Below are 11,359 nucleotides of genomic sequence, written 5' to 3'. Positions count from 1 at the left end.
GGCAATGGGAACATTCAAGATATCAGAAATTTCCATTAAACGCCCTGCGCTGACACGATTTAAGCCGTTTTCATATTTCTGGATTTGTTGGAAAGTAACACCTAAATGTTGACCCAATGTTTTTTGAGACATTTTTAGCATTTTTCGTCTCAAACGAATTTTTTTGCCAATGAAAAGATCAATATTAAGATTCTGAGATTGCATTTTTCCCCGCCGGTTGCGAGCGCCCTCGCATGAGTATTCCGGGAGCTTGAAAGTACTGAAATCTAATCAGCTTTTTTTGCTTTTAGTGCTTATAGCACCTGGACATAGCAAAAACTCCCGGAATTCCGGGATACCCACAAAGTGGGGTAAATTCATGTTTAGATTTTCGGGCTTTCAAGACCCTCTTGGTCGTTGCGTATGCGACCAAAACACCTTTTAATTCATAAAGTAATTTCAGAAAATTTACAATAAAAATAGTTTTTTACTTACAAAATTTGTTTTTTAATGAGAGGCTATTCGCCTCTTAAACCTCTCTGGAACAATTACCAAAATCATGATATCAGATCCGTGTTTTTTGAGAGGGTTAAAAAGCCTTAAGTTTTAAGATCAAAAGAACTTTGGACGCTTAAAAGTTAAACATTTTCAATTCGCTAATGTTGACAACATAACCAAGAGTAATTATCTTCAATATTCGGGGATAGAAAGGACATATCTTATGAAGACCACCCTTTCTCCGCTAATTTCAGAGTTCGAAACCGTTGAACAGGAAAGCAGCTACACTGCATGGCTGCGCGGTAAGGTAGCGAGAAGTTTTGCAAATCCATATCCTCCTATTCCGCATGATGAGGTTATGGCTGAAATGGAAGTTATAATCAGTCAGCTTGAAGCTGAACAGGAAAATTGATGCTTCCGATTGTTTGGTTGTCTTCGGCGCGCGACGATTTGCGTCAGATTTTAACGTACATTGCTCGCGAAAATCCATCCGCTGCGCGCCGAATGAAAAGGTTTTTAGAAGCATCCGTACTGCCATTGGCTAAACATCCATATTTATACAGATAGAGTGAGAAGGTATTAGGATTACGAGAAATTGTAGCGCATCCAAATTACCTTATATTGTATCGAGTAGCTGCAAATCAAATCGAAATTGTAGCTGTAGTACATGCCCGACGTGAATTTCCTATTTTTCTTTAATCTAATCAGAGGCTATCTGCCTCTTAAACCTTTCTGGAACAATTACCAAAATTATGACAACAGCCCAGCATTTATCAAAGGCACTAAAATGATTTCTTCTACGATAATGAATTTCGGTCCCTTCATTTAAATTTGCACAATCGCTTGCTGTTTGAATAAGAGTGGGGGGTGATCGTTCCTTTGAGGCTATAGGATATGTGTGTGTTTGTGGAATGTGGCGGGGTGCCTTGTGGTTTTAGGCGTGCGCTTTAAAAAATAAACATAAGCATTATTCAAATTTACTTTAATGCATGAATTGTATCTGTATTAAAAGAGAAATCAGCTTCTTGTAAGCGCTCTATAAGTTTGGGAAATGTTTCTTTTACGTGTTCTTTAAAAGAAAGGTAGTAAACTCCACCAACATCTGAAAGCATTTCAATGCCTTCTTTTTGTAGAATAGCAATCCTCTCAAGAGGAAGCGCGGCAGCTAACATGCCCATTTCGAAAATAACGTTTTGTCGTGCACGGGGTTGAATTTTTTCTGCACCTTGAGATATAGCATAACCCATGTCATCATGCGTGAGGAGTACAATACCAAAACTTATAGAACTGTCACAAATTTCTTTTTTCAAAGTTTGAATGATGGGTAAACCATTGCCACTCGTATTTTGTAAGATGTATGGTTTGAGACCAAGCTTGAGAAGAACATTTTCAAGCTCCGTTAAGGCATAACAATCATGACCATGAACGATAAAAATTCTTTTATTTGAAGGATTGGGGGCAGTTTTTGAGGAAGGAATCGTTGATGTTTCTTCTATATGCTTTGCTAAATCTTCTATTAACTTTTGTTTTATGTTTTCTTTGCCTTGAACGTTGATTGTTCTTGTGCTTTCATACCAATTAATAACGCCTCCTTCGGAGGTTTTGATCTGATATCCTTTAGAAGAATTAAGTGATAGAGACTTAGTTTCTATGATTTTATATCCAGCTGTTTTAACTATATCTTTAAGGTCTTCGAAGGTTCCGCTATATTTCATTGTTTATATTCTTTCAATATCGCTGGTTATTAATATAAAATGTTAATTTATTTTTATAACTATTTGAATTTAAATAGCTTTAGGATTTCATTTTCTTATACAATGCACAAAAAGAGACGGTCACCTTCCATTCAATTGATTGAAACGTGGGAAAACTTGACTAAATGATGGGAAATTTTACTGCGGGATGAAGCGATCTGATTGAATTGTGAATAAACGAAACGAATTTTTCTCCTATTTGTATATGCCGTTATGTGCTCTATATAAGAAGCACGAAAGTTAACGCTTTATTTATAAATTCTCCTCCTATATTACAAGGGGGTTTTCTCACATTTTTCTTGCATTGTTTTAAGCAGTATTAAGGGGTTGTCGTTCCCCAAAATCACTTCTTCTACAGCAATGAATTCACATCCTGTCTTTAAGGCTTCATCAAAGGTTGAAAAATCGCTTCCTGCTTGGATAATGGCGGGGGTTTGCATAATTTCTGCCCACCATGTTGCTAACTGGAGATTGCGAGGGTGCGCTTGGGGTTTTTTATCAGCCCCGAGTTTTCCAAAGAACAGGTAATCAACACCTGTTTCCGCTGCAAGCATAGCACTATGGCGATTGCGTAAATTGCCAAAGCCTATAATTTTTTGTTCCTTTTGCTGATTTTTGAAGCGTTCAAGAGCGTTAAGATCATCTTCTATGTGCAATCCATCAGCCTTTATGCGCCCAGCAATGCGGCTGTCATCAGCGATGAGAAGGGCTGCGTCATGATGTTGAATATCTTCTGCGTAAGTTTGCGCTTGTTGTTGTAAAAAAGAGCTATCATCTTTCAACTTTTCAGAATCATAGAGGATGACGCATGCAAAAGACTTTGTTTGCAAAATTTGCTGCAAAAATGTGTGTGGGGTGTTGCGCCGAACATCAAGTGTTAAAATCAACTGAGGGAAAAGAGGTGGATCAATTGGTTTATTTTTTTGTTGTGTCATGTCAAATCCCTGTTTCTTAGAAAAAATAATGCTTAAAAATTAAAGTTTCATTCTATTATGCTTATTTGCGATGAAAGTGACTACCATTTTCACGTAATTTAAAGGATTTGTGGGTGTGTGGAAGCCTGTTTATGAGAAATGAAAGTGTTTTTAAGCATAATATGTCGCCTTTTTGTTGTGATACACGTATGGACGCTTTTCGTTCTTTTGCCTTTAAAAAACTTTTGCTTTTAAAAAAATAAACGCTTAAAATGAAACTTGACACTTAAAAATTAAAATTTCATCCTGTTCATGCTTGTTGGCAATAAGGGTAAGCACCATTTTTATGGGACTTCAAGGGGGGTGTGACGTGTGGGAGTCCACTGATGAAATACCAAGGTATTCGTGAGCATAATACTCAATCTTTTCGCCGTGATACACGTATTGATGTTTTTCGTTCTTTAGCCTTATTGACGATTTTCATCAACCATATTCCCAGAACGATCTATGAGTCTTTTACTCATAGAAATTTCGGTTTTTCTGATTGTGCAGAAGTGTTTGTTTTGCTTTCAGGGATTGCTCTTGGGTTAAGCTTTCATGGACGGTTACAGCAAAAATCCTTTGCTTTTATTATCCGAAAACTTTGGTACAGAGCTCTGCAGCTCTATGGTGCATATCTTTTTACTACTTTTGTCACGTTAAGTCTTTTTTTTGCTGCCTTTTTATTATGGAAAACAGAAAAACTTTTATCGATGAACAATATAGGACTCTTTTTTAAAGAGCCTGGTATCGCATTTTTGAGTACCTTAAGCTTTGGACATCAATTGGGATATAATAATATTCTTCCTCTTTATATCGTTTTGATGTTTTTTGCGCCTTTTATCCTTTATTTGAGTTGTAAGCAGACAAAATGGCTGCTTTTGGGATCCTTTACACTGTATCTTATCTGCGGATTTTATAAAATTGCTCCTCCTTCTTATCCTTTAAAGGGAAAGTGGTTTTTAAATCCTTTGTCTTGGCAATTCTTATTCGTCATAGGATTGACCAGTACTTTAGCGCTTAAACAAGGAAAAACAATCGCTTTTCAGTCTTTTTGGATTGTTTGTGCGGCAGCCTATCTCTTGTTGGCGCTGTTATGGGTTCGCTTAAACTGGTGGGGCATTTTGGGGTGGCTTGGCTGGTCTTCCCCATTGTTGAACTTTAATAAAACCTTTTTAAGCTTGCCACGTTTACTCCATGTTCTTGCATTAGCCTTTCTCATTCTTTCTTTGCCGCGCATCAATAAATGGTTTTATGTCTCTCAGAAACATCCTTTAGCAATTTTAGGAAAACATAGTTTACCGGTCTTTGTAACGGGAACCATTTTTGCGATGTTTGGACAAATTATAAAAACAGTGATGACAGAAACGGTTTTTTCCGATACCTTCTTAATAATAACGGGTATTGCTTTGCAATTTGGAGTCGCTTATTATTGTGAAAAACGGCAATCTTGGCAGTGGTCGTTTTCAAGGAAAATGATCCGTTTATAAAAAACATTCCTGTAGTGTTTGTTGGGCACGTTAACCTTAGTATAAAAAGTGCGTTGCGCAAAAAAAATAAAAGAGGTAGCAGTTTTAAAAAAAAGCGTTCTATACAGCAACAAAAGAAACTTTTTAATACTCTATTCGTTAAGGGGTATGATTTTGTGCTGATACTTGGAGTATAAAAGCGTGAGTGTACATAAACGTCCATATGATGAACCTATTATCATGATTGAGCATAATGCTTTTGAAAATGCTTTTAATCGTCTCTATGAAGAAACAATGGCGCTGATTGAAAAAACCGCAGCGTATATTGACTCAGAAGGGAAATTAGTGGCACGCTCTCTTTCGGCAGAGGTTTCTGCAGTCTATGCGAAAGAGGCTATGTATTTAAGTACACGACTTATGCAAATCGCTTCTCAACTCCTTCTTCTTCGCGCAGAGCGTGAAGGGGAAATGTCATCAGAACAAATAAAAAAAGAAATTGTAAAAGTGTCACTTCATACACCGACATTGGAACTTGAAACCCCGCATTGGCATGAATTGCCAGAAGTTTTTCGCCAATTTGTTTCTCATTCATTGCGTTTAGAAGCGCGCATAACCTATATGCGTGCTGGGTGGGAAACTGCGGCCTCCTGTGCTCTAGAAGATGATAATCCAGTGGGAAAACAAATCGAATTGCTCAAAACAGCCTTTGGGCGTTCTTAGAGGTACTCCCTTGCTTTGTGCGAAGGGGAAATGTCATCGTAACAAATAAAAAGAAATTGTAAAAGTGTCACTTCATACACCAATATTGGAAAATTTCCCTTTTATTGGCATGAATTGCCAGAAAATTTCCGTCAATTTGTTCTCATTCATTACGTTTAGAAGCGTGCATTTTGTTTCATTTAGAGATGCGGCTGTAGTTTAAGCGCTTTGGTCAATAAGCGGCGGCTGTACGTTTAAGCGATGATAATCCAGTGGGAAAATAAATCGAATTACTGAAAACAGCTTTTGGGCGTTCTGAGAAGAATAGCTCCTTGCTTCTTTCTTGCGATATTTAGAGCAGTATACCCATTTTTTTTTACAACCGAAATTTCACAATTAAAACTAATCTAGAGTGCTTTTTTCTGCTTAATTTCTATTTGAGCGTAGGAAATATCTTGAGCTTATAGCTGAAGGGTATAGGTATTGATTGCGAATTATGGCATGGGATGGAGTATGGTTGGTCTTTGTGGGAAATCGGCTTTTGTTGATTGCAGCTAGAACACTTTCTGTTGATCTATCGTGTGATTTTGTTTTGGCTCTAAGATAGAGCAGGGGGCTTGTACATCAATTTATTTATGCTCTATAATTTATGCCTATAAAGCTGCTGTAAAGTGTGTGTTAATGAGGATGATATACATTGTTGCAGTTTTGGGGCTTCTCTTGTTTTGAATGGAAGTTATTTTCCCTCGCGTAAAATAAAATATCCAAAATAAAGTGCCATATAATGAATGCCCCATGGGTTCCCTGTGCCCCTATGCATGTTCCTCTCTATGAAATGTCCCTCTCTATGCAATGTCATTGTGGTGTGATGAGTATATTCAAAAACACCTCTCAGTTCTTATTCACATTCGTTGAGCCTCTCTCATTTTTACGCTTGCAAAGGAAAAAGCCGGCACTATCATCATCTTTGCCAGTCCCCAATGTTGCAACAGCCTTTGGAACTTGAGACAATTCATTAGAGGCATTTTTAGTCCTTTCTTGTATAGTTTTACTCTATACGGCAATCCCACGTTTCATATGTAAGAGAATGGTTTTGATTGATTCAAGATAAACAGATTTGTAATGAGAAAATCTTAGGATATTCGGGATTCTTATGCAATATACAAAATAATTAATTATCTTTATAAATCAACGTGTTGCCTTGTTATGGTGGCGTCATGCTATAATGTAAAAAGTTTTCGTAAAGTGTGTACCATCCATTGCATAGCCTCTTTACACATTATGAATGTGCAATCCAGCACTGATCTATTTGCTCGCTTGCGATGTTTAACCGTTATGGCATTGGATATGACCATAGAAAGGGAAATTTTATGTTTTATAAGGTTGTTTGACAGGATTCTTGCTTGTGATGTGTGAATGGTTTTGATTGATTTCAGTTATGCTTCATAAAGTGTATTCCATAAAGATGCTGTTCGTTGCGTGTTATAATTGTATAAATTTGGGGGATATGATTATCTTTTTACTGGTTTTGTCTTGGGTTGCTGTTTTCTTTGTGGTCTTGTCTTTATTCACATCTTTATTCTCAGGGGGGAAAAGTGTATAGACTGTAGTTTATGGCAGAGACGATTCGTATTATAGGCATTGATCCCGGATTACGGCGTACAGGGTGGGGCGTTATCGATGTTGCGGGTAATCGTCTTCAGTTTATTGCAGCAGGGACGGTTTCTTCTGATGTACAGCGTGAGCTGGCTTCCAGACTATGTCAGATCCACAAAGGTCTTTCAGAGGTTGTGCATCAATTTATGCCCCATGAAGCCGCTGTAGAACATGTATTTGTCAACAAAGATGCTACAGCAACTTTAAAACTTGGCCAAGCGCGTGCAATTGCACTACTGGTTCCTGCGCAAGCAAATCTTCCTGTTTTTGAATATGCGCCCAACAAAGTGAAAAAATCAGTTATTGGGGTTGGACATGGGGCTAAAGAACAAATCCATATGATGGTCAAAGTTCTCCTCCCACGGGCTGAATTTGATAGCAGTGATGCGGCTGATGCTCTTGCTCTTGCTCTTTGTCATAGTATGCACCGTAACAGTATTGACCGGTCTTATCAGGCAAGGATGGCGATATGAGTGGGGTGGAAGCATGATTGGCAAATTAAAGGGCACTCTTGAACATATCTTTGATGATCATATCCTTCTTGATGTTCACGGTGTGGGGTATGTTGTTTTTGTGTCAAATCGGCTGCGTCCTTCTTTACCCTCGGTTGGGGAGGCGTTAAGCCTTTTTATTGAAACGCATGTTCGGGAAGACGCAATCCGCCTTTTTGGTTTTGCTACAAGAGCTGAACAGGAGTGGTTTTGTCTTCTACAAAATGTTCCTGGAGTAGGGGCAAAGGTTGCTTTGGCAATCTTGGGTACTTTATCGCCAGATGAACTTGCACAGGCTATTGCTTTAAACGATGTTGCGATGATTAGTCGAGCGCCGGGCGTTGGTAAAAAAGTCAGTGAAAGAATTGTGGGTGAACTGAAAAGTAAAACACCCCCCTTTGAACAAGCTGTCAAGACTGTTTCGGTTTCTCAGCGTGAGATGACCAATCAACCTGCGCATGACGCGCTTTCCGCGTTGATGAAGCTAGGGTTTGAACGGGAGCATGCATCTCGTGCTCTTGCTCTTGCGATGAACGCTCTTGAGGGGGAAACTGTTTCTTCTGCCCTGCTGATCCGCCATAGTCTCAAATTGCTTTCTTCTCCTACTTAAAATCAAGGTAACAATGCATAAAGATGAAGATAAACGCCTTCTGGGTTCCGCCCCCCTTCCTAACGATCCAGATCGTTCCTTGAGGCCACAAGTTCTCGATGACTTTATTGGTCAAGAAGCGGCGCGGGCTAATTTAAAAATATTTATTGAAGCAGCAAAAACGCGGCAAGAAGCGCTGGATCACGTTTTGTTTGTAGGGCCACCGGGGTTGGGAAAAACAACGCTTTCACAGATTATGGCAAAAGAATTAGGCGTTAATTTTCGCTCTACTTCAGGGCCGGTCATCGCTAAAGCAGGAGATTTAGCCGCTCTCTTGACCAATCTCGAAGAACGTGATGTCTTGTTTATTGATGAAATTCATCGCTTAAATCCGGCGATTGAAGAAATTCTGTACCCAGCAATGGAAGATTATCAACTTGATTTGATCATTGGGGAGGGGCCGGCCGCACGCTCGGTGAAAATTGATCTGGCTAAATTTACTTTGGTAGCGGCAACCACACGTTTGGGGCTTTTAACCACACCTCTACGAGACCGTTTTGGCATCCCAATTCGTCTCAATTTTTATACGATAGAAGAATTGGAATATATTGTGCAGCGCAATGCACGACTTTTTGCCGTTAAGATCAGTGATGATGGTGCTCATGAAATTGCACGCAGAGCACGGGGGACCCCTCGTATTGCCGGACGGCTTTTACGGCGCGTTTGTGATTTTGCTTTGGTTAAACAAGCAAAACAAATTGACCAAAAAATCGCCGATGAAGCCCTTTCGCGCCTTGAGGTTGATCATCTTGGGCTTGATCCGCTTGACCGCCGCTACTTGCTCCTGATTGCGGAAACTTTTTTAGGGGGACCGGTGGGGATTGAAACAATTGCTGCTGCTTTATCAGAACCACGCGATGCCATTGAAGATATTGTTGAACCGTATTTGCTCCAACAAGGTTTTATTCAAAGAACCGCTCGTGGACGCATTCTAACTGAAAAGGCTTGGAGTCATTTAGGGCTTTCTGCTCCAGCCTCTACAACGTCTATACAAAGGCGTTCTCAACTTTCTGATGCTCAAGACAATTCATCACTTCAGACATCTTTATGGGATGGGGAAGATGACTAAGGCATTCTCTTTATTAAAAGAAACTATGTGAATATTTTATAGCAAGGTCATAAAATACAAGAGACGTGCCTTCTTTTAGCATATTCTGGCTAAAAAGGTTTGGCACTATTAAAGATTTTTTGCTTTTGCTTTTCACAACTTCAACACAAAAATGTGTTCAATCTTTTGATTGATAGATAATTTGCTATATTAGATGATTTTATGGGATATGAAGTCGATGACAGAAATAACACCTTTTAAGAGCAATCATACAAACGCTTTTCATAATTTTCAGGTCCGCGTTTATGTTGCGGATACAGATTTTTCCGGTGTAGTTTATCATGCGCGTTATCTTGAGTTTTTTGAACGAGGACGTTCAGAGTTTTTACGGGATACCGGTTTTAATAATAAGATGTTAGCAGCAGGGGGTGAGGGGGAAAAACTATTTTTTGTTGTTCGTCATATGGAAATTAATTTTTCAAGACCCGCTAAAATTGATCATCTTTTAGTCGTTAAAACACGTGTTACTCATATCCAAGGGGCACGCTTTTTTATGGAGCAATCTATTTTGCATGAGATGACCACGTTGGTAACAGCAAAAGTTGAAATTGCTCTGATTAATGAGGAGGCAAAACCGCGACGTTTACCCAAAGAACTTTTTGCAAAAATGCTTGGTTAAAAGTGTTATTCATTGAATTAGCAGTTTCAGGAGAGATCAGCAGATATAAAGTAATCTACAATCTAAGACTATACATTTATCATAGCCTAGATGTTTTCTAACAAGGTTACACGATACAGCAAAAGAAAGCACCTCTGCTACAATAACTACAATAAATTGAAGATGATATCCCACAAAATTAAACACGCCTCATCCATTTTCTGCTATAAACTCAAGATATTTTTCTTTCTTTTGAAGAAAGGTTTGTTGGCATCGGAAAACAACAGAAAAGTACAAAAAAAATAAAAATGGATTAAGATTTATTTTTATAAAAATGCACATACCCAGCGCAATATTGCAATAAAGTGATAATTAAGCCATTAGGTCGAAAATTGTCTCAAAAACACCCAAAGGGTGTTTTTAAGCAATTTGATTTGTTTTTTACTGGATTGTCATTTGGCATCATAAGAGCGCGTGTTTCATCCATTTCTATCCATCATGCATGACTTTATGTGCTATAATGCATCACTTTATGTGCGCTTCTAAGCGTAGTAAATGAGTGAGAGATCAATGTATATAAAGCAGAAATGCATTCTTGCATTTAAAGTTTCAAAAGCATATTATTCTATATAATATATTGACTTAGAAAGATAAATTATCACTTCTCACGGGTACAAACCCTAATAGAGGAAGAGAATAAAATACTTTCATTTCAAATCTGTTCATGTTGAAACAATTAAAATCATTTGCTTACACATCATAAGAGAACAATTAAAATCATTGAAAAAATTGTAAAAATGTTCCTTATGGATCATTCTCAATGCAATAACGATCAAATATCGCAAGTGAGCAAAGAGAGCGTAGAAGCCGGTTTTGATGAAGTAAAGATGTGAAAAGGCTTTTTTCATGTCACAGAAGCTTGTACATTATACCATGGTGCTAGAGAGATGATAGGCATTGAAAGGGTCTAATTCACAACATAATGAGATTACATGAGACTTACACTAGATTATATAGGACTTATAATAGGGGTGCATGGGTGAGGCGCATTGTTGTGAGGTGTGGTAGGGTGGTTTAGTATCGTTTTTTGTGCCCGATGGTGTACTCCGTATTCAATTCGATGGAAAATGAGAGAAACAATAGCCTGAGGCAAAGCGTCATCTTTTATGATTATAACATATTTATTTACAATGATAATTCATTGCGTTGTCACTTTCAGATAATTCTGAAACTTGTAAAATTTTTTCTTTTCAAGCTCTATTGCCGCGAATTAATCAAAAACATTTTCTTACATATCACAAGCGGGGTTGATGAGTGGGTACAAAAACACTTAAGAAAGGAATAAAATGCTTCTTATGAATCTTTTCAAGTGCTAAGACTTATTGCAGCATTTTAAGCTTAAAACGCGTATGATGATTTAGCGTTCTTTTCATAAGCGTAAAGATGGTGGTGCATAATAGATTTTATATCATGCATTTTTATATCTTTTATTTTTATAGCATTTA

At 38.1% G+C, this 11,359-nt stretch carries 10 protein-coding genes and 1 pseudogene; 8 read left to right on the top strand and 3 right to left on the bottom strand.

The genetic code is table 11. From position 1 onward, the window contains the following. Positions 1-204: helix-turn-helix domain-containing protein (locus ACFIMG_RS02340; RefSeq protein ID WP_375678957.1), on the bottom strand; the 204-nt coding region annotated here is incomplete at its 3' end. Positions 205-700: 496 nt separating this feature from the next. Here ACFIMG_RS02340 and ACFIMG_RS02335 point away from each other — a divergent pair. Continuing rightward, on the top strand, positions 701-889 hold the full coding sequence (locus tag ACFIMG_RS02335; RefSeq protein WP_375678956.1) for an antitoxin: 189 nt from the start codon (positions 701-703) through the stop codon (positions 887-889). Continuing rightward, positions 889-1,176: pseudogene (locus tag ACFIMG_RS02330) on the top strand (type II toxin-antitoxin system RelE/ParE family toxin). Before ACFIMG_RS02335 ends, ACFIMG_RS02330 begins: the two are co-directional and overlap by 1 nt. A 278-nt stretch (positions 1,177-1,454) precedes the next feature. On the opposite strand, the gene ACFIMG_RS02325 reads toward ACFIMG_RS02330, so the two are convergent. Beyond that, on the bottom strand, positions 1,455-2,192 hold the full coding sequence (locus tag ACFIMG_RS02325) for a TIR domain-containing protein (protein ID WP_375678955.1): 738 nt from the start codon (positions 2,190-2,192) through the stop codon (positions 1,455-1,457). 311 nt (positions 2,193-2,503) lie between these two features. Continuing rightward, entirely contained in the window at positions 2,504-3,166 is a 663-nt protein-coding gene (locus tag ACFIMG_RS02320; protein WP_375678954.1) for a thiamine phosphate synthase, read from the bottom strand. Between the two features lie 365 nt (positions 3,167-3,531). Here ACFIMG_RS02320 and ACFIMG_RS02315 point away from each other — a divergent pair, with 365 nt between their 5' ends. The 6 genes from ACFIMG_RS02315 to ybgC all read left to right on the top strand — a co-directional run bounded on the left by ACFIMG_RS02315 (position 3,532) and on the right by ybgC (position 9,875). Continuing rightward, positions 3,532-4,674: an OpgC family protein gene (locus tag ACFIMG_RS02315; RefSeq protein WP_375678953.1), complete on the top strand. Its 1,143-nt coding sequence runs from the start codon at positions 3,532-3,534 to the stop codon at positions 4,672-4,674. 180 nt (positions 4,675-4,854) lie between these two features. Continuing rightward, positions 4,855-5,373, top strand: a complete 519-nt coding sequence (locus tag ACFIMG_RS02310; RefSeq protein ID WP_375627992.1) for a DUF1465 family protein — start codon at positions 4,855-4,857, stop codon at positions 5,371-5,373. A 1,592-nt stretch (positions 5,374-6,965) separates the two neighbouring features. Further along, positions 6,966-7,481 (top strand): crossover junction endodeoxyribonuclease RuvC, encoded by a 516-nt coding sequence (gene ruvC / locus ACFIMG_RS02305; protein WP_375678952.1) that lies wholly within the window; start codon positions 6,966-6,968, stop codon positions 7,479-7,481. A gap of 13 nt (positions 7,482-7,494) precedes the next feature. Continuing rightward, positions 7,495-8,109 carry a Holliday junction branch migration protein RuvA gene (gene ruvA / locus ACFIMG_RS02300; RefSeq protein WP_375678951.1) on the top strand — a complete coding sequence of 205 codons (615 nt, stop codon included), beginning with the start codon at positions 7,495-7,497 and terminating at the stop codon, positions 8,107-8,109. Positions 8,110-8,122: 13 nt separating this feature from the next. Then, entirely contained in the window at positions 8,123-9,217 is a 1,095-nt protein-coding gene (gene ruvB, locus ACFIMG_RS02295; protein WP_375613207.1) for a Holliday junction branch migration DNA helicase RuvB, read from the top strand. A 217-nt stretch (positions 9,218-9,434) separates the two neighbouring features. After that, positions 9,435-9,875 (top strand): tol-pal system-associated acyl-CoA thioesterase, encoded by a 441-nt coding sequence (gene ybgC / locus ACFIMG_RS02290; RefSeq protein ID WP_375611759.1) that lies wholly within the window; start codon positions 9,435-9,437, stop codon positions 9,873-9,875. Positions 9,876-11,359: the final 1,484 nt, after the last annotated feature.

It is taken from the genome of Bartonella sp. AP11XZML (assembly GCF_042196445.1).
GTDB lineage: Bacteria > Pseudomonadota > Alphaproteobacteria > Rhizobiales > Rhizobiaceae > Bartonella.
This window is presented reverse-complemented; position numbering and strand designations above follow the sequence as displayed.

Excerpts from the sequence above, each read along its gene's own strand:
- ACFIMG_RS02335 (WP_375678956.1), top strand. The coding sequence starts at position 701 with ATGAAGACCACCCTTTCTCCGCTAATTTCAGAGTTCGAAACCGTTGAA.
- ACFIMG_RS02325 (WP_375678955.1), bottom strand. The coding sequence starts at position 2,192 with ATGAAATATAGCGGAACCTTCGAAGACCTTAAAGATATAGTTAAAACA.
- ACFIMG_RS02320 (WP_375678954.1), bottom strand. The coding sequence starts at position 3,166 with ATGACACAACAAAAAAATAAACCAATTGATCCACCTCTTTTCCCTCAG.
- ACFIMG_RS02315 (WP_375678953.1), top strand. The coding sequence starts at position 3,532 with ATGAAATACCAAGGTATTCGTGAGCATAATACTCAATCTTTTCGCCGT.
- ruvC (WP_375678952.1), top strand. The coding sequence starts at position 6,966 with ATGGCAGAGACGATTCGTATTATAGGCATTGATCCCGGATTACGGCGT.
- ruvA (WP_375678951.1), top strand. The coding sequence starts at position 7,495 with ATGATTGGCAAATTAAAGGGCACTCTTGAACATATCTTTGATGATCAT.
- ruvB (WP_375613207.1), top strand. The coding sequence starts at position 8,123 with ATGCATAAAGATGAAGATAAACGCCTTCTGGGTTCCGCCCCCCTTCCT.
- ybgC (WP_375611759.1), top strand. The coding sequence starts at position 9,435 with ATGACAGAAATAACACCTTTTAAGAGCAATCATACAAACGCTTTTCAT.